Raw genomic sequence first — 22,472 nt, 5'->3', positions numbered from 1 at the left:
CTTGTTTCTTAAAGTCTCTTCGGGCGAGGACGGGAATGGCCATCCCGGCCAATGTCCCGCAGGCGGAATCGGCTACTCGCCCATGACGAACTGCTGGCTGAAGCGCTGGTCCCCTTCCACCAGGTCGTGCATATCGTTGATGTCATGCCGAAGCAGGAGGGTGCGTTCCATGCCGACGCCGAAAGCGAAGCCGGAGTAGACGGTGGAGTCGATCCCGGCCGACTGGAGGACCTTAGGGTTGACCATGCCGCAGCCGCCCCATTCGATCCAACCGGGGCCGCCCTTCTTGTCGGGGAACCAGAGGTCCATCTCAGCGCTGGGCTCGGTGAAGGGGAAGTAGGAGGGACGCAGGCGGGTCTTGGCTTCAGGGCCGAACATGGCCACGGCCAGCTTATCGAGAACACCCTTGAGGTCAGCCATGGTCAGGTTCTTATCCACAGCCAGGGCCTCGCACTGGTGGAAGACCGGGGTATGGGTGGCGTCCAGCTCATCGGTCCGGTAAACGCGGCCGGGGCAGGCGATGTAAAGTGGCACTCCCCTGTCCAGCATAGCGCGAGCCTGCACGGGTGAGGTATGGGTGCGCATGACCATGTTGGAACCGACGAAACCGGCGGAATCTTTGGCCTGGTTGCCTTTGATGTAGAAGGTGTCCTGCATCTGGCGGGCAGGATGGTCAGGCCCGAAGTTCAAAGCGTCGAAGTCATGCCATTCGGTTTCCACTTCCGGTCCTTCGGCGATTTGCCAGCCCATGGAGACGAAGAAGTCCTGGACGTCCTCCAAAAGCTTGGGCAAGGGGTGCCGGGCCCCCAGAGGATGGCGGCGGACCGGCTGGGTCATGTCCACGGTCTCGGCGGCCAGCTGCCGGGCCTCTTCCTGAGCCTTGAGCTCGACCTCTTTAGCGTCGTAAGCGCGGCCGAAGTCGGCGCGGAGCTTGCCCATGAGCTTGCCCGATTCCTTCTTCTGGTCGGTCGGCAAAGACCCAATGGCCTTGCTGGACTTGGCCAAGACGGAGTCGCCTCCGGCATACTGGCCACGGACGGCTTTCAATTCGTCCAGATTCGTTGCGGCTTGGACCTTCTCGATGCCTTCCTGGACTGCGGAACTGACTGAGTCTGCGTCGAAGGCGAATTCGTCTGCCACGGGGCCCCTTTCACCATAATCACTATCAACTGTTCATCTGCCTGTGTAACCCGGTGAAAACGCAAAGCGCCAGCCATTCGGTCTTCCGACCTGCATGCTGACGCCATCGTGTCACACTTCTGACTTCGATTATCCCCACGTGTTAAGACATAGGCGACCGCGGATCATGGCGGAAAGACTGGAAAATCAAAGCGCCGACTCCAGTTGGCTGCGGTCAGTCCGCCATGGCCAGGGAATAAAGGATCACCGCGGCGCTCATGGCCACATTCAAGGATTCGGCCTTCCCATACAGGGGGATCCTCACCGCCTCTTGGCAGCGGTTGATCAGGGGATCGTCCAGGCCGCGGGCCTCATTGCCGAAAAGAACGATGGTCGGGGCGGAACCAGCCTTTTCCTGATCCTGTCCGGTCCGCCGCCATTCGTCCAGGAAGGCGGGCAGTTCTTTCACCGGGACCTGGTCCGTCCCATAAGCGTCGGCCGCAACCACCGTGGCTCCGTGTTCTTGGGCGAAAGCGAAGAAATCATCGATGCCCATACGAATGATCGGAAGGTGGAAAAGGGAGCCGGCCGTGGACCGGACCACTTTCGGATTGGTCTCGTCCACGCAATCATCGACCAAAATGACCCCATCCAGGCCAGCGGCATCAGCCAATCGGATGATGGTCCCTGCGTTGCCTGGGTCCCTCAGCTGCCAGCAAGCTGCGTAGAAGCCTCTGTTCTTGCTTCTATTTTCGCCCTTATCTTTGCCTATGCCCTTACCGTTGCCTATGCCTTTGTTCTCGTCTTTGCTTCTGGCTTTACCATGATCTCCATCATCGCTGCTACTCTGACGAAAGCCATCCCCAGTAGGAGGCTGATCGTCTACGGCTCCCTTCCTGACTACAGCCGCGATTCCCTGGCAATCCTTGCTGATCGCATCCATGACCTCAGCCGAGCAGACATGCACATGAATCCCTCTGTCATCAGCCTTGTACGCCAGATCTCCCACTACTGAATCAGCCTGGGATTCCTGGAACTGGAGGAAGTCCTGATCGCAATAAAGGTCCAGAACCTGGCCGGGCTTGCAACCGATCGCCTCCCGGACCCCTTGCGGCCCTTCCACCAGAAAGCGACCGTATTTCTTTCTGTTCTTAGCCCTAGCAAGGTCAGCGATGTGGCGGATGCGCTGGGAGCGGGGATTGGCAAGGATTTCCGAAGAGATAGGCATGGGAATATTATAAACGGCCGCCAGCCCTTGGCGTAAATGGCCGCGGCCATCCGAAGAGAAACGATAGAATAGATTTCATAAAAGCTGCTTATTTTGAGGAGGCCGGCCGCATGAGCCTGGCCGATGTCGACAAACCAACCATCCAGAACCCCGATGATGTGATCATCCGCGTCATCCGCACCTGCGTCTGTGGGTCCGGTCTGTGGTCTTACAAGGAAGGAGACCAGAAGGAGGCCCATTCCATCAACGGTGGCCACGAGGCGATTGGAATCGTGGAAGAGACCGGCGAGAAGATCACCACTGTCAAGCCCGGCGATTTCGTCATCGCCCCCTTCACCCATGGTTGCGGCCAATGCCAGGCTTGCCGGGACGGCTTCGATGGGACCTGCGACAATCATCCCGCCCCTACCAACTGCAGCAACGGCTTCCAATCCCAGTACCTGCGTTTCCACTACGCCAACTGGGCTCTGGTCAAAGTGCCGGGCAAGCCTGAGGATTACACCGAAGGGATGCTCAAGTCCTTGCTGACCCTGGCTGATGTGATGGCGACCGGCTACCATGCGGCCCGCTGCGCCGAAGTGAAGAAGGGCGACAAAGTCGTGGTCATCGGGGACGGGGCCGTTGGCCAATGCGCCGTCATCGCGGCCAAGATGCGCGGGGCCTCCCAGATAGTCCTCATGAGCCGTCATGAAAACCGGCAGAAGCTGGCCTTGGAGTCCGGGGCGACCGCCGTGGTGGCCGAGCGAGGCGAAGAAGGCATAGCCAAGGTCCGCGAGATCCTGGGAAGGCGAGGCTGACGCCGCTTTGGAATGCGTGGGTAAGGAGGCCTCTCTCCAGCAGGCTCTGGGCGTGGTTCATGGCGGCGGCCATGTGGGCTATGTAGGCGTCCCCCACTTCGGCGGAGTGAATCTGGTCAACAACTTCATCCACAACATCGCCATGGCCAGCGGCTCAGCCAGCGTGACCACCTACGACAAGCAGCTCCTGCTCAAGGCCGTCCTCGATGGGGAGATCAATCCCGGCCGGGTCTTCACCCAGACCTACAGCTTGGATCAGATCAACCAGGCTTATAAAGACATGGCCGACCGCAAGACCATTAAATCGTATGTGGTAGTGGATTAGTCGATTTTCTGGAAAACCTCGCAAAGGCAAGGGGCGTCTTCATGAAAGACCAACCCCTTGCCTTCATTTTTATATTCTTCCTTGAAAAAATCCAGGTGGACCTGATACCAGTAGTCGTAAGACCGGTCCCCTTCCCCTTCATGCCAGGCATGTTCCTGCGAGATCCGATTGAAAGGTATGACCTCCACGACCATGGTCTGCGTAACACAGACCGGATCCCCCTTCGAATCAAGGATGATATTGTACTCCCCGACTTGAGGAAGATGCTCATCCGGCTGGTAAAGCTCATAAGCGCTGGTAGTCGCGGTTTTGATTCCCCGTTTGACCAAAGCAGCCAGATAATCTTCCATTTCGGATCCCAAACCAAAAGCGAAGGCTTCCGGCTGAGGAATCTTTTCGGAATCAAGCCCGTGTTTGGCGCAGAAATCCTCCCAATAAACCTGAATCCGGGCTTGGTCAATGATTGGTTCTTCCGCTCCTGCCAATGCAAAACTCCTTCACCGGGTCATACCCTATATCGATACGGTTATGCCTTATAACAAAAACGAAGTTAGTCCAATCCCTAGAACTGACCGACTTTTTCTTCAAATACATCGTATATGGATAGTAGCTTACGGTAGGATGCCGGCTCTACCTGCCGTTCGTCACCTGATACTCGCGAATGAATCCGACGATTGCCGCTGCTGTCTGGCTTTGCTGATTAGCCCGGGAGATGGTAGCCGTACCATCGCCTTTTGCAGACCATAATCGCCGAACCGGGCGTGGTTGCCTCCCGGAATTTCCACGGTTTGCTGGGAAGTTACCGGAAGATTCTTTTTATACTTGGCCAGATGCGCCCTGTTAAGAACACCATCCTTGCTGCCATAGATGGTCAATACGGCCAGTTTCGTCCGCGAAATGTCCTGCGTACTATAGGCTGCCAGAAGTATGACCCCTTGGAGCTGGTCCGTATGCTTGGACGCGTACTGAGCGGCCATGGCTCCACCCATGGAATGGCCGGCGATCCACCAGCGGGAGACGGACCGATGCCGTGCTATGACCGAGTCGGCGGCCCCAGCTTTGAGAACCGCCAGATTGACCGGCATCTTGACAATCACGCAGTAATACCCCTGCTTAGCTAGGCGAAGCATCAAAGGCATATAGGCCGCCGGGTCGACCTTAGCTCCCGGATAAAAGACAATCCCCGTCTGAGCTTTGCGGTCGCCGACCACGATTTCCGACTTATTCTGCGCGACTTCCAAGGAAACAGCCTGCTGCGCGACCCGGTCATAGACCCCGTCCGCATGGTAATAGTCAGCCAGCCATACGCCCATTCCAGCCAGCGCAACGAGAACGACCGCCAACAAGGCAAGAAGAACCCGACGGGCCCAATTCCACCGCCGGGTCGGCCGCTCCTTGATTTCCTTCAAGACTTCATCTGGACTTACGCCTTCCTGGTTTGCCTGAATTACCTTGCCGGTCTTGCCTGTCTGATCTGCCTGATTCATCCGGCCTCTTTCCATCCTTGCTTGCTTGGAATTCCTGATTTTCCGAGCTAGGAACATCCTCATGATAGCCAGACACAGATAAATCATTGGCATTGTCAAGGAATTTATTTTCCTATTCCCCCTCCCATTCCCCCCCCCTATGGCGTATACGAAATGAGGTTATAAAAAACAGGCCCCTATTTTCAACCCTTCTTTTCTGTAACCTCGTTTCGTATACGCCGTTAAGAATCAACCAAAAATCATCAAAGGCTCATCAAAAAATAATCATCCATTAAATAATCACCGCATTATTACCCATCCTTCAACCTTGTCCCCACAGACTCTCTTTCCTTTCCACAGACTTATCCACATTTTCAAAGTCACCCTTGCAATGAGCCTGGGCCTGCGATTAGCTGGAAGCATGGTGTTTTTCGGAAAAGAGCCGCCGGCATCCGCCCTGATGCGTCATGCAGCCTGGGCCCGGCATCATCAGGAAATGCAGCGCCTGACCGCTATCCAAAAAAGGACTTCGCATCTGGTGATTCCCAGCCATTTGTCTGCGGCCCGGCTACTTGGACTGCCGGAAGTCGAGAGCATTACCATCCCTGATCTTTCCCCCGCAAAATCCAATCAGCCGCTTGAACCTGACGATTTCCAACCCGAGTGGCCGCCCATAGCAGACGGACGCAAGCAGGCACATGCCTGTGTTCCCTCGCGCGCGAACTTGTATCATCTGGTGGGTGTCTATACCCATATCTGGCCACCGGTCAGCGAACCGAGCTCCCTGATTGCACTCGGCGACATGACGACTTCATCGCCTGAAGCGGTTTTCGCCCAACTAGCAGCGACCTTCGAACTGCCGCGGCTTGTGCTTCTTGGCGACGCGATGATCTGCAGGGACCGTCGCTTGCGATGTTCGAGCAAAGACCGGATCCGCGCGTTTCTTAAGGCTAGCCCTGCTTTTCGTGGCAAAAAGAAATGCTGGCGGGCGCTGAACCTTATGGAGCCCGGCACCGATTCGCCTTACGAGACCTTGCTGCGCTTGATTCTGCTCTCTTCGGGGCTGCCTCTTCCCCAGGTGAATTATCGGATTGGCGATGGGACCTCTTTCCTCGTGGATTTGGCTTATCCTGAGCACAAGGTTGGCATTGAATATAACGGCACTCATCATCATGAACAGATAAGTGAGGATTTGAAAAGACAGAATGCCCTGATTTCGCGCGGATGGAAAGTTCTTTTCATTGAGCATTCCATGATTCAATCCCCTCAGGGACGACGGACCTTCGTCATGCAGGTGCGCCGGGCCCTGAACCGTGGCGAAGCTGGTCTGCCAAGTCTGAATCCCCGATCTTATCAGGAGCTCAGTGATTCCCGACATTGGAAGAAGGCATCACAATGAGGTAAGGTCCTGCCTTATTGCTAAGCGAGGGGAATGAAATGCAAGGTTTTGGCAGGCAAAGGGATGAAATGCAATGTCTGATTGTCAAATTGGGGAATATTGATGGAAGAAGGATGATGGAGATAGGCAAGGGGATTCAGAGGAAAAGGTCAGACAGATCAGATAGGTGCAAGCCGGCGTATACGAAACGAGGTTATAAAAAACAGGCCGCTGTTTTCAACCCTTCTTTTCTGTAACCTCGTTTCGTATATGGCGGCAGAGGATTTTAACCGCCCAAAGGCCAAACCATTCAGGGATTAAAACACCCAACAAGACCCAAAGTCCCAACCACCCAGGGCCCCAGCCATCAAACAAACAAACAAAAAGGCCCAGGATTGCTCCCAGGCCTTGAAAATCGATGAGATCGGAACTTGAATTTAGAAGCCGAACTCACGAGCGGTGTTGCGCAGGGTCTCAGCCGAACGTTTGAGGGCGGCCAGCTCTTCATCGGACACCGGGGTGTTCAGGTGGGTATTGACGCCGTTGCGGTTGAGCAGGGTGGGGACGGACATGCAGACATCGGAGATGCTGTGGAAATCCTCCAGCAAGGAGCTCACGGGCAGGATACGGTTGGAATCCTGCAGGATGGCCTTGATGATGTCCACGGCGGACATGGCGATGGCGTAGTTGGTGTTGCCCTTGCCCTCGATGATCTTGTAAGCGGCGTTCTTCACTTCCTGGTGAATCTTTTCACGCACTTCGGCGGTCAAAGGATTGTGGCCTTCCATTGGCTTCCAATCCATCATAGGAACGCCACCGATGGTGGCGGAAGACCAGAGTGGGACCTCGGAATCGCCGTGTTCACCGGCGATGTAGGCGTGCACGTTCTTCACGTTGACACCGGTCTGCTGACCAATCAGGAAACGCAGACGAGCGGAATCCAGATTGGTGCCGGATCCGAACATCTGGTTGCTGGGCAAGCCGGAAAGCTTGAGGGAGACGTAGGTGACGATGTCCACAGGGTTGGTGATCAGCATGTAGATGGCGTTAGGGGCCACGTTGACCACGCTGGGGATGATGGACTTCATGATGTTGATGGTGGCGCCGGCCAACTCCAAACGAGTCTGACCAGGCTTCTGGCGAGCGCCGGCGGTGATGACCACGATATCGGCATCGCGGCAGATCTCCACGTCATCGGAACCTTCGAAGGAGACGGTCGGATAGAAGCTGGAGCCGTGCTGCATGTCGAGGACTTCGGCCTCCACATGCTGCTTGGCGATGTCCTCAAGCACGATTTCGCGGGCCACGCCAGCTTGGGCGGCGGCGAAAGCGGTGGTAGAGCCAACGGCACCTGCACCGATGATGGCGAGCTTGGTAGGACGGCGTAAAGTCTTTTCCACAATTACCTCTTTAGATCTAGGATGTTTTCGCGCATGAACCCTGGAATTCCTTGGCTGCAGACCATAATTGACCAATCCGCAAGCGAGAGGATTTCATGGGTGCAACGCTGGAACCAGGTCCCATTATAACGGCTGGATTTGACGATTTTGGTCCGCGACAGGGCGGGGCCGAGGGGATGTCGAAGCGGAATCAAGCTGGCCGGCAGGCTGGTGAACAGGCTGGTCGACGGCCCGATCAGATCCCCGTTCAGAGGCCAAATCCTCGCTGGCGGCGATCAGGTGGACGGCCAGGCGGTCATCCACATCCGCCACCAGGTGGATGCCTTCCTCCTCATAGTCGATTTGGTCGATGTGCCCAAACTCACGAACTTGGGAGATGAGGGAGCCGGCCGTGTAAGGCACGAGGGCGTCCACATGCACGTCGGGCTTGGGCAGCCCCGCTTCCACGGCAGCCTTGAGCTCCTCCAGCCCCTGGCCGGTGGCGGCGGAAACGAAATGGGCCTCCGGGGCCAGATTCCGCAGGCGCTCCAAGGTGGCGGCATCGATGCGGTCGATCTTATTGAAGACCATCAGGCTGGGGATGCCGGCCACCCCAGGCACATCGGACAGGACAGCGTTGACCGCGTCGATCTGGGCGAAGGGGTCGGGGTGAGAGGCGTCAACCACATGGATGATGAGGGAAGCGTCGGCCGCCTCCTCCAAGGTGGATTTGAAGGCCTCGATCAGTTGGGTGGGCAGACGGCGGACGAAGCCGACCGTGTCCACATACATGAAGCGACGGTTCTCCGCCGTTTCACTCTGGCGGACGGCCGTGTCCAAGGTGGCGAAGAGGGCGTTCTCCACCAGCTCATGGGAACCGGTCAGGCGGTTGATCAGGGAGGATTTGCCCGCGTTGGTGTAGCCGACCACGGCCACGGTGGGCAGGGCGTTACGGCGGCGGGAACCTCGTTTGATTTCACGCGAGGGGGCCATCTGGGCGATTTGCTTGCGCAGCCGGGCCATGCGGGTGCGGATGATTCGTCGGTCCAGCTCAATCTGGGTTTCGCCCGGGCCACGGGAGCCGATGCCTCCGTTGACCCCGGCCGCCTGACCGCCGGCCTGCCGGGAGAGGGCGGCGCCCCAACCACGCAGACGGGGCAGCATGTATTCCAGCTGGGCCAGCTCCACCTGGGCCTTGCCTTCGCGGGAAGTGGCATGCTGGGCGAAGATGTCCAGGATGACGGCGGTGCGGTCCACCACCTTCACCTTGGTCACATCCTCCAAGGCGCGGCGTTGGGAAGGGGGCAGGTCAGCGTCGACCACGATGGTGTCCGCTTCGGTGGCGGCCACGATGGAGGCGATTTCGTTGGCCTTGCCCTTGCCGACGTAAGTGGCCGAGTCCGGTTTGAAGCGATGCTGGAGAACCCCGTCCATCACCTGCGCCCCCGCGGTCTGGGCCAAGGCGGCCAGCTCGCGCAAAGACTCTTCCGCCTGGGCGAAAGTGGTCTCCTTGCTGGACCAGACTCCCACCAGGACGACTTTCTCCAAACGGACCTGCCGGTATTCGACTTCGGTCACGTCCTGGAGTTCGCCCAAGCCGGTGATATGCCTCAGCTGATTGCGGCTTTCGCGCTCTTCCCAGGCCTCGCCATCGTCGCCGATCTCCCCGTTGACCTTACGGGCGAAGTCGGATCGGGCCGAGGCCCCGGCCTGTCGATCATCGGAAATCAGGACTTCGGAAGAGCCTGACAGAATCCCGCCTCCGAGCGATCCCTCGGATTCGGTTCCTTTTCCTTGAGATACCTGATCGACGAATGTCCGATCATTGCCCCTCAACGCTTGGCCGTTGATCTGAGACGCCTGATCATTATCACTGGCCTTGGTCTTGTCTTCATCCAGGATCCGGTCGGCCCGATGACGCCCGCCGGCCTTCCTCACGCTTTTATAGCTCGCTTTTGACTTATAAGCCTGCTTTCCCGTCTTTCCTGCCATTCAACCTCGAATTTCTGGTTTCCCGCTATTTCCCGCCATTCTACCAGTCTCTCAGGGATGTTTTCGCTGGGGATGTCCACAAGCGTAAGAATTCGGCTTCCTCCAAGGAGAGGAGGGAAAGAAAAGGAGAAAGGAATGGGGAATGGAAGGGAAGGGAAGGAATAAAAAGGGAATGAAAAGAAAGCGACTCATCTGGATGCCAGAAAAACAGAGATCAGAAATCAAAAAACAGAAAGCAAAAAGAAAGTCCCATGAAATTGATGGGCGTCAATTACTTCCCTCTCCCTTTCCCCTACCCTGCCAATATCAGACCTCCGCAGCAGCGGGGGCCGACGACGAACAAGGAGCATCCGATGGCTACTGTGCAGAATTTCTTCAACGGGCACAAAAAACACGACCTGATCCTGATGACCATCCTCCTGGCCTTGGCCCTGATAGGAAAGGTCGCCCATATCCCTTGGCTTTTTACGGCCGGAATGATCCTGGCCGCCGCAGCCGGCGGCATCCCCCTGCTTCTGAGAGCCATCAGCTCGCTCAGATACAAGGTGATCTCCATCGAGCTATTGGTCTCCATCGCCGTCATCGGAGCCATCATCATCGGGGAATACAGCGAGGCTGGAATCGTCGTCTGGCTCTTTTCCCTAGGAGATCTCTTGGAGGAGGCGACGCTCGAAAAGACCCGGCAGTCCATCAAGGACCTGGTCGCCATGGCCCCAAAGACGGCTTTGAAAATCATCTCCCCAGTCGACCGGGACCCCATCGAAGTGGATATCGACGACATAGACCAGGGCGATTACCTCCTGGTCAAAACCGGGGGCCAGGTCCCGGTCGATGGGGTCGTTCTGGATGGCGAAGGCCATGTGGATGAGTCCAGCATAACCGGAGAGCCTAACCCCAGCCATAAACGGAAGGGGGATCAGGTTTTCGCCGGCACCCTCCTGGTCAGCGGAACCGTGGCCCTGCGAGCCCAAAAGGTCGGCGAAGATACCACTTTCTGTCAACTGATCAAGTTGGTGGAGGAGGCGCAGGACAGTAAAACCGAAGCCCAACGCTTCATCGACCGCTTCTCCCAGTACTACACTCCCCTGGTCCTCCTCATCGCCTTGATCACCGGACTGGTCAGCAAAAACATCCGGCTGGCCATCACCATCCTGGTCTTGGGCTGCCCCGGAGCCCTGGTCATCGGGGTCCCGGTTTCCACCGTGGCCGGAATCGGCCGGGCGGCGAAACAAGGGATCCTGGCCAAAGGATCCAACGTCTTCGCCCAGCTTTCCCGGGTCGACTCCTTCGTTTTCGACAAGACGGGAACCCTCGCCCAAGGCCGGCCGGCGGTCACCGAGGAGCGGAACCTCGCCGGAGTCCCACAAGAGAACCTGCGCCTTCTGGCCAGCGTCGAGCACGAATCCGACCACCCTTTGGCCCAGGCCATCCAGGCCTATGCCCAGGAAAAGCAGGTCGGGGAAAGGATGGCTCTTCTGCCGGTCGAACGCAGCCGGGTGGTCGAAGGCCGAGGTTTGGAGGCCCTGATAGGAGAGGAAAGGATCCTGGTCGGCAATGAACGGTTGATGCGGGAAAATCACATCGACCTGTCCGCGGCTGACCTGCCGGCCACCAGCACCCATGTGCTCATGGCCCGCAAAGGACGCCTGACCTATGCCTTGGGGATTTCCAATCCCCTGCGACCTGACGCCTTGCGAACCCTGACCGAGTTGAAGTCCATGGCGAGGAGATCCCAGTTGATCCTCCTGTCCGGAGACCGTCAAGAGAACGTGGAGGCCACGGCCGCCGGCCTGCCCATCGACCAGATGAAGGGGGGCTTCCTTCCCCAGGATAAGGATGACTTCATTCAGGACCTGCAAAGACGTGGGCACCGCGTGGCCTTCGTGGGCGATGGGATCAATGACAGTCCGGCTTTGACCCGGGCCGATGTAGGGATCGCCATCGGCAGCGGTACCCAGGTGGCCATCGAGGTGTCGGACATCGTCCTGGTCAAATCCCGCTTCTCCCAATTGGTCTCGACCCTCTTCTACGCCCGGAAGACCATGGCCAACATGCGGGAGAACATCGCGATCGCCGTCCTGACCGTGGTCCTGCTCCTGGTCGGTCTTTTCGCAGGGTACATCCATATGGCCTCGGGCATGTTGATCCATGAAATCAGCATCCTGGCGGTCATTCTGAACGCCTTGCGGCTCATCCGGGCATGAGCCGGAAAATTTTCGAATAATTGACCGATGTCAATTATTCGGCTGGGGAAAAGGGAGACAATGATCCTGTTCCCGGTCACGAACCGAAAAACGCGGCCGGCAAGCAAAACAGGCAAAACCAGAAAACAAGAAAGCGAGGATGGTCGCCATGGAAGAAATCACAGTGAGTCTGAGCGGGATGACCTGCCCCTCCTGCATGACCAAAATCCAAAAAGCCGTCGAAGGGCGGCCAGGAGTCAGCGAGGTGAAGGTCCTCTTCAACGCCGGCAAAGTCAAGGCGCACGTGGAGGATCATATGACTTCCGTCCAAGACCTGACGTCCGTCATCACCCAACTGGGCTATACGGTCGACAAGGTCAGGGTCAAGGAATCGTAAAACCACAAGCCAGGAAAGCATGGGATTCCAAGGAACCACCAGGAACCATCAACAACCACCAAAAACCAATAAACAAACAATAAACAAACGACCACCAAAATCAAGAGAAATCAACAAGAAATCAACAAGGAAAGGAACTGAACGATGGCAAAAGCGCAAAAAGCCCCGCAAACGATCGAGGCCGCCTACGAGGAGGAAAGGGCCCGCAGCGAGAAAGAGCACCATCTGCCTTCCGCCGGGGCCATGATCGGCCATGTCAACTCCAACCTGGTCATCCACCTGCTCAAGATCGAGCAGGCCCGTCTTTTCGCCGGCGGCCCCACCTCCTTTTTCCTGGAGGAAGTGGCCTCTCAATGGCAAAAGGCCGAAGCGGCATTCCTGATCAAGATCAACGATTCCCTCTTCTCCGAGGGGGACCTAATCCCCACCACCACGGACGAGTTCCTGCAATTCAGCATGGTGGAGCAATCGGCGGCCGGCAAATACGCGCAGGGGCAGGACCAGCTCTTCGGCTTGATCAAAGACTTCGACACCCAGCTCCTGTTCGTGGAGAGGGCGGAGAAGCTGGCGAGGAAGGAAGGGCATTTCGGGCAAGTCAGGCTGATGGAGGAGCTTGACTCCTGGCTGAAAGAGCAGATCGCCCGAGGGCAGAAATTCCTGGGGCATGAGGTACGGGAAGGCCTTTACCAGGAAGAGGACGATGAGGAAGATGATGAGGATTAGACTGATTGACAGGTGAGACGAGTGAGACGGGTGGAAGACGATAGGCTGGAAGGCTGAAGTCTGAAGGCGGAAGGTAAGAGGGCCGGCAAGCGAAGAAACACAGGCAAAAGAACACAGGCAAAGGAGCGCGATGAACACGGAAACCGATCATGACCATGCCCACGACCCAGGTCAGGCAGGGCGGCCCCACCTGTGCGTGCAGCTGGTCCCCCTCTTCAAACAGCTCCCATGGGAGGATCAGGAACGAATCGAAAACCTGGTCCATCGCAGGCATTTCGCCAAAGGTGAAGTCGTCCTCCGCCCTGGCTGTCCCAGCCAACTGGTCATCGTTGAGCATGGCCGGGTTCACATCAACCGCCTGAATTCCGACGGGGCCACAGAGTTCCAAGGAGTCATGGAAGGCGGGGACTTCACCGGCCAAGATTGGCTTTTCGGCCATCGCAACGAGGACATCTTCCTGGAAGCTAGGTCGGACACCGTCGTCTGCACCATCCCGGCCGACGCCTTCCACCAGCTGTTGGTCTCCCAGTCAGAGCTTGCCTATCAGCTGCTCCGATTCACCCTGGACCGGGACGACCGCCTGCAAAGACAGATCCATTATCTGACCCTCCCCCGGGTGGAGGACCGGATCAGGGCCTATTTCGCCGACCTGGGCCGTCAAGAGAGGTCCTCCCGGGTCCATCTGTCTTTCAGCCTGGCCGAGCTGGCTTCATATCTGGGCACCAGCCCGGAGACCCTCTCCCGGAAGATGGGCCAGGCCCAGCAGGAAGGTTCCGTGCTCAAATTAGGGCATCAGTGGTATCAGGTGAACCCGCGGATCCTGCCTTCTCTAAGGCCAGCAACCTCTCTTTGACATCCAGCCCGGCCGCATAACCGGTCAGCTTTCCTCCGGCCCCCAAAACGCGGTGGCAGGGAATGAGGAGGGAGACCTTGTTATGCCCGACGGCGAAACCGACCGCCTGCGCGGACATATGCTCCTTCCCTTCCTCCTTGGCCAGCCGGTCCGCGATCCGCCCGTAAGTGGTCGTCCGCCCGTAGGGAATCTCCCTGAGAATCCGCCAGACGGCCTCTTGGAAAGGGGTGCCGCTGACTTTCACCGGGGGGATCGGCCCCGGATCATGACCGGCGAAATAGGAATCCAGCCAGGTCTTGGTCTGGATGAACACCGGCAAACGGTCAAGCCCCACTTCCTGGTAGGAACCGGGGTCATCAAGGTTCACCCCAGAGGCGAAGTATTTCTGTTTTTTGAACCAAATCCCCGTTACCGCCTGGCCGTCGGAGGCGAGGGCCAAAGTGCCGAGCGGGGAAGGGTAATAGCTGAGGAAGCAGGTCTGAGACATTGTCACCTCCCATGGAATCGGTGCTTTTCGCTGCTTGACGGATATAATGACGACGGATATGAAGACTTTCTGCTATCGATTTTAGGGGGACCCCATGGCAGACCAATACTTTTCCGCCCAGCCTTCCTCAGAGGACAGCCGCCAGGTCATCGAGGTAGACATTCAGGGGATCCCCACGACCGTGGAGACATCCCATGGGGTCTTTTCCTCCCATCGGCTGGATTTGGGGACCAGGGTCCTTTTGAAGGAAGTGCCCGGTAGGGCCGCGGACGAGGCCGAAGGTCACCGGGTGAAAAACTGCTTGGACCTGGGTTGCGGCTGGGGTCCGATTTCCCTGGCCCTGGCCCGCGAATACCCCCAGGCCACGGTCTGGGCCTTGGATGTGAACGAAAGGGCCGTCGAGTTGACCAAGGCCAACGCCCGTCGCAATCACGTGGCTTCGGTGCAGGCTGGGACGGCCGAGAGCCTGGCAGCGGACTACGGACAGGCCTGGGAAGAGGCCCGGTTCGACCTGATCTGGTCCAACCCTCCCATCCGGGTAGGCAAGGAGGAACTCCACGCCCTGCTGTCGACTTACCTGACCCGCTTGGCTGAGGGAGGTTACGCCTATCTGGTCGTTCAGAAGAATCTGGGAGCGGATTCCCTGGTCCCCTGGCTGGCCCAGCATCTCGACGACCATTTTTCGGTCAGGAAAAAAGCTTCAGCCAAAGGATACCGGGTAATCGAGGTCCATCGGTCTTCCGAGACGAATACACCAGGGATGACAGCTGGGGAATCAGCCAATAAGGCTGCCGGCGGACCAGTAGCCGACGAAAGATCGGAAGAATCCGCGGAGGCGCAGGCATGAGTCTGGTCTTCTCCTACCCTTCCGAGCTGCCGGTCAGCGAAGCCCGCGAGCACATCATGGCCGCCATTCGGTCCAGCCAGGTGGTCATCGTCAGCGGTCAAACCGGCTCCGGAAAAACAACCCAGATCCCCAAAATGCTGCTGGAACTGGGCCGGGGCACCCACGGCAAGCAGATCATGCTCACCCAGCCCCGCCGACTGGCCGCCCGAACCGTGGCCGAGCGCATAGCGGACGAGATGGAGACCAAACTGGGCGGGGAAATCGGCTACCGGGTGCGTTTCACCGATGAAAGTTCGGCTTCCACTCGGCTGTGCGTGGCGACCGATGGCATCCTTTTGGCTCACATCCAGCGAGACCCGCTTTTGACCGCCTACGATACCATCATGATCGATGAGGCCCATGAACGCAGTCTCAACATCGACTTCCTTTTGGGATATCTGAGCCAGCTCCTGCATAAAAGGCGGGACCTGAAGCTGATCATCACCTCGGCTACCATTGATTCCCAGAAATTCCAGGACCATTTCAGCCAGGTCATCGGCAAGGAAGTGCCGGTTATCGAGGTCAGCGGGCGGACTTATCCGGTGGAGATCGTTTATGAACCGACCGGCGGCTTCCCCGCCCTGATGCAGTTGGTCCCCGGTTTCGCCGATTCCGCTGCGGACCCTTCGGACGTTCCTGCCGCCGTCGCCCGGTCCTGCATGGAGCTGGTGGTCTTGTCCGCCCGGGAGCGGGGCCCCCGTGACATCCTGGTCTTCGCTTCCGGCGAGCGCGATATCCACGAGTACGCGGATGCCATCTCCCAGGCCCTGGGGCCCAAAAGAACCGACCCCCGCCGGCCTGATTCCTTGGAGATCGTCCCCCTTTACGCCCGTCTGAGCGCCAAGGAGCAGCACAAGGTCTTCGAAGAGCACAGCCGGCAAAGGATCATTATCGCCACCAATGTGGCCGAGACTTCCTTGACCGTTCCCGGCATCCGCTTCGTGGTGGATCCCGGTTTCGCCCGTATCTCCCGTTATTCCAAGGCGGCCAAGGTCCAGAGGCTGCCGGTGGAGGCCATCTCCCAGGCCAGCGCCGACCAGAGGGCGGGCCGATGCGGCCGCGTGGCCGACGGCATCGCCATCCGCCTTTATTCCCAGGCCGATTACGAGTCCCGGCCCCGTTTCACCGACCCGGAGATCCAGCGCACTTCCCTAGGGGCCGTGGTCTTGCAGATGCTCTCGATAGGAGTAGCCCATACGGCCCAGGACATCACCGATTTCGGCTTCATCGACCCTCCCGACATGAGGTCGGTCACCGACGGTTTCAATGAGCTGGCCGAACTGGGGGCCATCAGACGCAAGCGGGGGGATATCCGGCTGACCGGCATCGGCCGCCGCCTGGCCCGGATACCCATCGACGTCCGCCTGGGCCGCATGATCATCCAAGCCTCCCGGATCAGCCCTAGGACTTTAGCCTCCGTCCTCGTGATCGTCGCCTTCCTCAGTCTGCAGGACCCTCGGGAGAGGCCGGAAGAGAAGGCGGACGAGGCCGACCGCTTGCATAACCGTTATGCTAATCCTTCCAGCGATTTCCTCACCATGCTCAATATCTGGGACGCCTTCTTCCAGGCGGATGGAGACCTGAGCAACTCCGCCCTACGCCGCAAATGCAAGAACGAGTACATGAACTTCCTACGAATGCGCCAGTGGAAAGACCTTTACAGCCAACTGCGGTCCGTTTGCAAAGACATGCGGTGGACCTTGGACGACCCCTACCCCATCAGCCGGCCTGACCTGGAAATCCGCCAACTGCCCGACAACCAGCAGGCCGCCCATAGCCTTTGTTGTTCCTGGGACGCTGACGGCGTCCATCAATCCATGTTGGCCGGTCTTTTGAGTTCGCTCGGCATGCAGGTGGTCAGGGAGCCCAAGGCTTCCGACTTCTCCGGCTTGTCCGGGGCGCAAAGGGCCAGGGCCATCAAGCGGGCGCAAAAGGCGTCGAAGAACAATTATCAAGGCTCTCGGGGAATCCGCTTCTCCATCTTCCCTGCTTCCACGGTTTTCAAATCCACCCCGGCCTGGGTGATGGCCGGAGAATTGGTGGAGACCTCCCGCCTGTGGGCTCGGACCGCGGCCGCCATCCAACCCGAGTGGGCGGAGGAATTAGGAAAGGACCTGACCAGGACCACTTACGCCGAACCTCATTGGTCGGCGACGGCCGGGGCGGCCATAGCCCAATCGACCGTGCTTCTTTACGGCCTGCCCATCGTCCAGAACCGGCCGGTGCAATGGGCCTCGGTCAACCCCGCCCAGGCCCGCGAATTCCTGATCCGCCAAGGCCTGGTGGAAGGCGACATCCGTCAGCGTTTTCCTTATGATTCCTTCGTGAGTGGCAACTTGAACGTCCTGCGGGAATCCGATGAGGAATCGCACCGGACCCGCCGGATCGCCCGGACCATCACCGATGATGACCTCTTTGATTTCTATGACTCCCGCCTACCTGAATCGGTGACCACTCTGGCCGCCTTGGGCTCCTGGTGGAAGAAGGAGCATGGGACCTATCCCCACCTTCTGGATTTCTCGGCCGATGCCGTGGACCGGCTTTCCTCCAACTCGCTCAGCGACTTCCGTCTGGAGGATTACCCCAATATCTGGCATGCCAGCGGGACTGATGGAAGCCAGATTGACCTGCCTTTGACCTACCTGTACGACCCTCATTCAGACAAGGATGGGGTCACCGTCCACATCCCCCTGTCAGCCTTGTCCCGCCTGCGACCGGAAGAGTTCTCCTGGAACGTGCCCGGTCTGCTGGACGACCTGATCATCGCCACCATCAAATCCTTGCCCAAATCCATCCGGGTCCAGCTCATCCCCGCCCCCGACACGGCGGCGAAGATCAAGACCTGGCTCCTGGACCATGAGGATTCCCTCCCGGAGGATTCCGACTTCACCCATGCCTTCACTCAGGCCGCCATCGCTGTAGCCGGAGCCGATATTCATCCTCAGGACTTCAACCAGGAGCAGAGGAATCGCCTGCCTGATTTCGTCCGCATGACTTTCAGCGTGGAGAAAGATTCCAAGGGCCACAGGCAAGGCGACCGCCTGAATCGCAAAGGCCAGGGACAAGCCGAGCGAGCCTTTTTCTCATCCTCCAGCGCTTCCCGGGCCCAGGTTCTGGGGGAATCCAAAGACCTGAAAGAGCTGCAGCTGCGTTTCGCCCAAGCGGCCCAAGCGTCAGCCCGCAAAGAAGTGGAGAGACAAGCCCTCAAGGCTGGAGCCCAAGGCAAACACGTGGCCAAGGCGACCATGCTGACCCAGGCGGGAGCCTCCTCCAAACCCAAGGCCGTCATGCTCTGGGAGACAGCGGCGAAAAAGCTGGAACTGCCAGCGGAGCGGATCTCTTCCCGCTGGTTGGGCAAGGAAGCCCTCATGCTGGCCTCCGCCCCTTACAAGTCCACGGCTGACCTGGTGGCGGACCTCCAAATGGCCGCCATCAAGCGGCTCCTGCCCCAGGTGGATTCGGTCTCCTCGGACGCCCAGCTGGAGGAAAGGATCTCCTCCGTCACCGATATTTATGAGGATACGGTTTACTCGGTGGCCAAAGATGTGATCAAAGGCCTGGAGTCTTACGCCCAAGCGGAAAAGGCGGTGACGGGGACGGTCAGTCTGCACTTGCTGTCCGTGCAGCAATCGATCAAGGAGCATCTGGCCAGCCTGGTCCATCCCGGCTATATAGCCGAGACCCCGGCCGAGAACCTGTCCCGAATCGACGTCTATTGCCAAGCCGACCTCATGCGTCTGCAGAAGGCCAAAGCCAACGCTTCCCGGGATGTGCAATGGGCTTGGGAGGCGGAAGAGGCTCATGGGCTGGTCGATCGGACCCACGCCCTGACCGGGAAGACCCCGGCTGGGCCGCAGCATGACCAGGCTGTGAAAACCGAGGTCAGGATTCGCTGGATGTATGAGGAATTCCGGATTTCCCTGTGGGCCCAGGAATTGGGGACCCCGCATCCAATCAGCCTGCAGAGGATGAAGAAGGCTTTGGCCAGCTAGGATTCCTAAAGCCGGGGCAGATATTGGGCCAGCTCGTACTGGGTCACCTGTTGGCGGTACTGCCTCCATTCGGCGTGCTTGTTACGCAGGAAGTACTCGAAGACGTGCTCTCCCAATATCTGGGCCACGAAGTCGGACTTCTCCATCTGCTTCAAGGCCGAATCCAAAGATCCGGGCAAAGGCTGGATGCCCATGGCCATGCGTTCCCCGTCGGTCAGGTCCCAGACGTCATCGGTGGTCGGCTCCTCCAATTCCATCTGCTTGTCGATCCCGTCCACCCCGCAGGCTAGCAGGAGGGCGAAAGCCAGATAAGGATTGCAGGTGGGATCCAAAGCCCTGAACTCGATCCGAGCGGAGTCGGTCTTGCCGGGCTTGTACTGGGGAATCCGCAGGAGGGCGGACCGGTTGTTGTGCCCCCAGCAGACGTAGGACGGGGCTTCCGCCCCTCCCCAGAGCCGCTTGTAGGAATTCACATACTGGTTCATGACCGCGGTGATCTCCTGGGCATGGTAGAGGATGCCGGCAGCGAACTGCCGGGCCGTCCGGGACATGTTGAACTCTTCGCCGGCTTCATAGAAGGCGTTGGAATCCCCCTCGAACAGGGAAAGATGGGTGTGCATGCCGGACCCGGGCTGGTCGACCAGAGGCTTAGGCATGAAGGAGGCGTAGATCCCCCGGTCCAAGGAGATCTCTTTGACCAAGGTTTTGAAGGTCATGACGTTGTCGGCGGTCTCCAAGGCGTCCGCATGACGCAGGTCGATCTCGTTCTGGCCCGGCCCCGCTTCATGGTGGGAGAATTCGACCGGAATCCCCAACTGTTCCAACTGGCTGACGGCGGCCCGGCGGAAATCCATACTGGAGGACCGAGGGACTTGATCGAAATATCCCCCTTCGTCGATGGGGACCGGGGGTCTGGTCCAGTCGGATTGCTGCTCGAAAAGATAGAATTCGATTTCCGGATGGCAGTAGAAGCTGAAACCCTTCTCTTTGGCCTTATCCAGGGCCATCTTCAGCACATGGCGGGAATCGCCCAGGCTGGGTTCTCCTTCAGGGGTGAGCACGTCGCAGAACATCCGGGCCGTCAGGCCGGCCTTGTCGGCCCCTTCCATGGGGAGGATCTGGAAGGTGGAGGCGTCGGGTTTGACCAGCATGTCGTCTTCGGATACGCGGGTGAGGCCTTCCACGGCGGACCCGTCGAAACCGATCCCTTCTTCCAAGGCATCTTCCAACTCCGCCGGGGCTATGGCCACCGACTTGAGCTGGCCGAGTACGTCCGTGAACCAAAGGCGGACGAAGCGGATGTCGTTTTCCTCGACCGAGCGAAGGACGAATTCTTGCTGCGCGTTCATAGTCCTAGCATAGCGCAGGCTGGGCCTACCGCTCACCATCCCATTCCAGCAGGAACTCGTCGACGAAATCCCGCATGAAACGTTCCCTTTTGGCGGCCATCCTCTTCGCCGCTTGCGTGTTCATCAAGGCACGAAGCTTGAAGAGCTTCTCATGGAAATGGTTGATGGTCGTGGATTCGTTCGACCGGTATTCCTCTTCATCCATATGAAGACGGGGTTGGATGTCAGGGTCGTACATGGGCCGGTGGCGGCTGCCCCCGTAGGCGAAGGCCCGGCCGATGCCGATGGCACCCAGAGCGTCCAACCGGTCCGCGTCTTGGACGCATTCGCCTTCCAAACTGTCGGGGATGACCCCGCCTGTCCCTTTGAAGGAAACCTGGTCTATGATATGGCAGATGCCACGGATCGAGCCCCGATCGACCCCTTGCCCCAGGAGGAAAGAGACCGCATGGTCCTTGTTCTCATAGGTCTGAGGGGATAGTTTGATGTCATCGGCGTCATGAAGCAGGGCGGCCAGCTGGACCGTGAACAGGTCGGCCCCTTCGCATCGGGCCAGGGACGTCGCCATCCTATAGACCCGCATGGTGTGGCCGACGTCGTGACCGCTGAAATCCTGCGAAAACAGCGCGGTCACATAGTCTTTGGCCGCCTGAATGATCGCTTCATGATTCATGTCCGGCTCCATCGGGGCCCTCTTCGTGAAGACCCGTCTGATTCGTTCAGGCCTTCAGAGAGGCGCCGCAGGAGGTGCAGAAATTGGAGTCAGACTTGACAGGGGCTCCACACTGGGGGCAGAGCGGGCCGGAAGCGCCTGGCGCAGGGGTGGCGGCCTCGGAAGCGTTGAACTCCGGGGTCTCTCCCATAAAAGGAGTCTGCTGCTGGAAGGCATTCGGCTGGCTCTGCGCCTGCGGATCAGACGCTTGCCGGGCAAATGCCTGCTGGTTCTGCGCCGGTTGGTAGGAGGCCTGCTGGAAAGAAGCCTGTTGGAAGGCGGGCTGCTGATTCGACGCCTGCCGGGTGGAGAAAGTCGGCAAAGAACCCAGGAGCCCCAGGGCCTTGCGCTTCTGACCATCCAAAAGGAACAAACCAAGAGTGGCGACGACCATGTCGAGGCATCCCAGCAGGGTGATCCAAGGGCCAGGACCGGAAACGACGCTCACAGCAGCCGAGGCCAGAGCCCCGTAAGCGGAGAGGGCCGACTTGGCTTGGGAAATCTGATTCGCCTCAACCGCCATGCAGATGACGGTCATGACCAAGGCCGCGATGGACGTGGCGAAGGCGATGGTGGTGAAGATCTTCTTACGCAGGACCGTGAAGACAACCGCGACCACGGCAAGAATCAGGATGACGATACCTAAGTCGATCCCATCCTTTGACTTGATCAAAGACACGGACATGCTCTCCGTGGTACCGATGTTGGCTTTCACGGTGACCGCCGGCAGAAAGACCCCGATCAGAACGAGCAGGGCTCCGGCATAGGCGATCAGCTTCAACAAGTTCTGCCGCATGCCGCCAAGAACGAAATACCGGGAATCCGCCATGCCGAGGGAATCGTAGAAACCGTTATTGGTCTTGGGCAGGATCATATCGGTGACGTCGACGTCGGCCGCCGGCTGGGGCTGTTGTGGCTGACCCATCGGATTCATGGGGTTGGGCTGCTCAGGCTGAGACTGCCAGGCCGGATTGGGCTGACCCAGCGCCGGCTGGGGCCGAGGTTGATCCATCGGACCGGCTTGTCCCATCGGTTGGGGCTGAGGCTGGCCCGTCGGGGCGGGATCGGGATACTGGTTGGTCATACTTCTCTCCTTTTCAGGTAGAAATGGGCACTATCGTTTTCACATTCTACCGGAAGGGGCGGCTCAAAGAAGGCTTGAAGCGACGAAAGATGAAACGGGCGGCCAAGGCGGCAGGTAGTTTC

General features: G+C 58.7%; 17 protein-coding genes and 1 pseudogene. 8 read left to right on the top strand and 10 right to left on the bottom strand.

Translation table 11 applies throughout. The features are described 5' to 3' along the window. Window positions 1-72: 72 nt before the first annotated feature. Both pheS and PSDT_RS02600 read right to left on the bottom strand, forming a co-directional pair. Window positions 73-1,140 carry a phenylalanine--tRNA ligase subunit alpha gene (gene pheS / locus PSDT_RS02605; RefSeq protein ID WP_006289878.1) on the bottom strand — a complete coding sequence of 356 codons (1,068 nt, stop codon included), beginning with the start codon at window positions 1,138-1,140 and terminating at the stop codon, window positions 73-75. A gap of 214 nt (window positions 1,141-1,354) precedes the next feature. Beyond that, window positions 1,355-2,347, bottom strand: coding sequence for a TrmH family RNA methyltransferase (locus tag PSDT_RS02600; protein ID WP_006289877.1), 993 nt, complete (start codon window positions 2,345-2,347; stop codon window positions 1,355-1,357). Window positions 2,348-2,457: 110 nt separating this feature from the next. Here PSDT_RS02600 and PSDT_RS02595 point away from each other — a divergent pair. Further along, window positions 2,458-3,469, top strand: a pseudogene (locus tag PSDT_RS02595) (zinc-binding dehydrogenase). Here PSDT_RS02595 and PSDT_RS02585 read toward each other — a convergent pair. Then, window positions 3,466-3,954: an ASCH domain-containing protein gene (locus tag PSDT_RS02585; protein WP_006289874.1), complete on the bottom strand. Its 489-nt coding sequence runs from the start codon at window positions 3,952-3,954 to the stop codon at window positions 3,466-3,468. The pseudogene PSDT_RS02595 and the gene PSDT_RS02585 sit on opposite strands and share 4 nt — an antisense overlap. 159 nt (window positions 3,955-4,113) lie before the next feature. Beyond that, entirely contained in the window at window positions 4,114-4,956 is an 843-nt protein-coding gene (locus PSDT_RS02580) for an alpha/beta fold hydrolase (RefSeq protein ID WP_169309815.1), read from the bottom strand. Window positions 4,957-5,326: 370 nt separating this feature from the next. Between PSDT_RS02580 and PSDT_RS08525 the strand changes: the two genes are divergently transcribed. Continuing rightward, window positions 5,327-6,334 carry an endonuclease domain-containing protein gene (locus PSDT_RS08525; protein ID WP_223293610.1) on the top strand — a complete coding sequence of 336 codons (1,008 nt, stop codon included), beginning with the start codon at window positions 5,327-5,329 and terminating at the stop codon, window positions 6,332-6,334. Window positions 6,335-6,750: 416 nt separating this feature from the next. Here PSDT_RS08525 and PSDT_RS02560 read toward each other — a convergent pair whose 3' ends face one another. Further along, window positions 6,751-7,713, bottom strand: coding sequence for an L-lactate dehydrogenase (locus tag PSDT_RS02560; RefSeq protein ID WP_006289871.1), 963 nt, complete (start codon window positions 7,711-7,713; stop codon window positions 6,751-6,753). A gap of 123 nt (window positions 7,714-7,836) precedes the next feature. Next, window positions 7,837-9,684 (bottom strand): GTPase HflX, encoded by a 1,848-nt coding sequence (hflX, locus tag PSDT_RS02555; protein ID WP_006289870.1) that lies wholly within the window; start codon window positions 9,682-9,684, stop codon window positions 7,837-7,839. A gap of 353 nt (window positions 9,685-10,037) precedes the next feature. On the opposite strand from hflX, the gene PSDT_RS02550 reads away from it, so the two are divergent. The 4 genes from PSDT_RS02550 (at window position 10,038) to PSDT_RS02535 (ending at window position 13,840) form a co-directional block, all read left to right on the top strand. Then, on the top strand, window positions 10,038-11,888 hold the full coding sequence (locus PSDT_RS02550) for a heavy metal translocating P-type ATPase (RefSeq protein WP_006289869.1): 1,851 nt from the start codon (window positions 10,038-10,040) through the stop codon (window positions 11,886-11,888). 148 nt (window positions 11,889-12,036) lie between these two features. Further along, on the top strand, window positions 12,037-12,264 hold the full coding sequence (locus PSDT_RS02545) for a heavy-metal-associated domain-containing protein (RefSeq protein ID WP_036696577.1): 228 nt from the start codon (window positions 12,037-12,039) through the stop codon (window positions 12,262-12,264). Between the two features lie 144 nt (window positions 12,265-12,408). Continuing rightward, window positions 12,409-12,987 (top strand): hypothetical protein, encoded by a 579-nt coding sequence (locus tag PSDT_RS02540; protein WP_006289867.1) that lies wholly within the window; start codon window positions 12,409-12,411, stop codon window positions 12,985-12,987. A 130-nt stretch (window positions 12,988-13,117) separates the two neighbouring features. Continuing rightward, the gene (locus tag PSDT_RS02535) at window positions 13,118-13,840 is read left to right on the top strand and encodes a Crp/Fnr family transcriptional regulator (protein WP_006289866.1); all 723 of its coding nucleotides are present in this window, start codon (window positions 13,118-13,120) and stop codon (window positions 13,838-13,840) included. Here the strand turns inward: PSDT_RS02535 and PSDT_RS02530 are convergent. Further along, a complete protein-coding gene (locus tag PSDT_RS02530; protein ID WP_006289865.1) occupies window positions 13,767-14,327 on the bottom strand; it encodes a methylated-DNA--[protein]-cysteine S-methyltransferase in 561 nt (186 codons plus the stop codon). The two genes, PSDT_RS02535 and PSDT_RS02530, sit on opposite strands and share 74 nt — an antisense overlap. 94 nt (window positions 14,328-14,421) lie before the next feature. On the opposite strand from PSDT_RS02530, the gene PSDT_RS02525 reads away from it, so the two are divergent. Continuing rightward, a complete protein-coding gene (locus PSDT_RS02525) occupies window positions 14,422-15,174 on the top strand; it encodes a class I SAM-dependent methyltransferase (protein ID WP_006289864.1) in 753 nt (250 codons plus the stop codon). Next, entirely contained in the window at window positions 15,171-19,205 is a 4,035-nt protein-coding gene (gene hrpA / locus PSDT_RS02520; RefSeq protein WP_006289863.1) for an ATP-dependent RNA helicase HrpA, read from the top strand. Before PSDT_RS02525 ends, hrpA begins: the two co-directional genes overlap by 4 nt. 5 nt (window positions 19,206-19,210) lie before the next feature. On the opposite strand, the gene glnA is transcribed toward hrpA, so the two are convergent. Genes glnA through PSDT_RS02505 form a run of 3 tightly spaced genes read right to left on the bottom strand, consistent with a single transcriptional unit; the run spans window position 19,211 to window position 22,350 of the window. After that, a complete protein-coding gene (gene glnA / locus PSDT_RS02515; RefSeq protein WP_036737446.1) occupies window positions 19,211-20,554 on the bottom strand; it encodes a type I glutamate--ammonia ligase in 1,344 nt (447 codons plus the stop codon). A gap of 25 nt (window positions 20,555-20,579) precedes the next feature. After that, complete coding sequence (locus tag PSDT_RS02510; protein ID WP_223293609.1) at window positions 20,580-21,227, bottom strand: HD domain-containing protein; 648 nt, start codon at window positions 21,225-21,227, stop codon at window positions 20,580-20,582. A 46-nt stretch (window positions 21,228-21,273) separates the two neighbouring features. Beyond that, the gene (locus PSDT_RS02505) at window positions 21,274-22,350 is read right to left on the bottom strand and encodes a zinc-ribbon domain-containing protein (protein WP_006289860.1); all 1,077 of its coding nucleotides are present in this window, start codon (window positions 22,348-22,350) and stop codon (window positions 21,274-21,276) included. Between the last annotated feature and the right edge of the window lie 122 nt (window positions 22,351-22,472).

It is taken from the genome of Parascardovia denticolens DSM 10105 = JCM 12538, from assembly GCF_001042675.1.
Lineage (GTDB): Bacteria > Actinomycetota > Actinomycetes > Actinomycetales > Bifidobacteriaceae > Scardovia > Scardovia denticolens.
Note: the sequence above shows the minus strand (reverse complement) of the source record. Positions and strands in the feature narration are given on the sequence as shown.

Bases quoted from the DNA above. Each gene is read 5' to 3' on its own strand.
- PSDT_RS02525 (WP_006289864.1), top strand. From the start codon at position 14,422: ATGGCAGACCAATACTTTTCCGCCCAGCCTTCCTCAGAGGACAGCCGC.
- glnA (WP_036737446.1), bottom strand. From the start codon at position 20,554: ATGAACGCGCAGCAAGAATTCGTCCTTCGCTCGGTCGAGGAAAACGAC.
- PSDT_RS02550 (WP_006289869.1), top strand. From the start codon at position 10,038: ATGGCTACTGTGCAGAATTTCTTCAACGGGCACAAAAAACACGACCTG.
- PSDT_RS08525 (WP_223293610.1), top strand. From the start codon at position 5,327: ATGAGCCTGGGCCTGCGATTAGCTGGAAGCATGGTGTTTTTCGGAAAA.
- PSDT_RS02580 (WP_169309815.1), bottom strand. From the start codon at position 4,956: ATGAATCAGGCAGATCAGACAGGCAAGACCGGCAAGGTAATTCAGGCA.
- PSDT_RS02505 (WP_006289860.1), bottom strand. From the start codon at position 22,350: ATGACCAACCAGTATCCCGATCCCGCCCCGACGGGCCAGCCTCAGCCC.
- hflX (WP_006289870.1), bottom strand. From the start codon at position 9,684: ATGGCAGGAAAGACGGGAAAGCAGGCTTATAAGTCAAAAGCGAGCTAT.
- PSDT_RS02600 (WP_006289877.1), bottom strand. From the start codon at position 2,347: ATGCCTATCTCTTCGGAAATCCTTGCCAATCCCCGCTCCCAGCGCATC.
- PSDT_RS02510 (WP_223293609.1), bottom strand. From the start codon at position 21,227: ATGAATCATGAAGCGATCATTCAGGCGGCCAAAGACTATGTGACCGCG.
- hrpA (WP_006289863.1), top strand. From the start codon at position 15,171: ATGAGTCTGGTCTTCTCCTACCCTTCCGAGCTGCCGGTCAGCGAAGCC.
- PSDT_RS02545 (WP_036696577.1), top strand. From the start codon at position 12,037: ATGGAAGAAATCACAGTGAGTCTGAGCGGGATGACCTGCCCCTCCTGC.
- PSDT_RS02535 (WP_006289866.1), top strand. From the start codon at position 13,118: ATGAACACGGAAACCGATCATGACCATGCCCACGACCCAGGTCAGGCA.
- PSDT_RS02530 (WP_006289865.1), bottom strand. From the start codon at position 14,327: ATGTCTCAGACCTGCTTCCTCAGCTATTACCCTTCCCCGCTCGGCACT.
- PSDT_RS02540 (WP_006289867.1), top strand. From the start codon at position 12,409: ATGGCAAAAGCGCAAAAAGCCCCGCAAACGATCGAGGCCGCCTACGAG.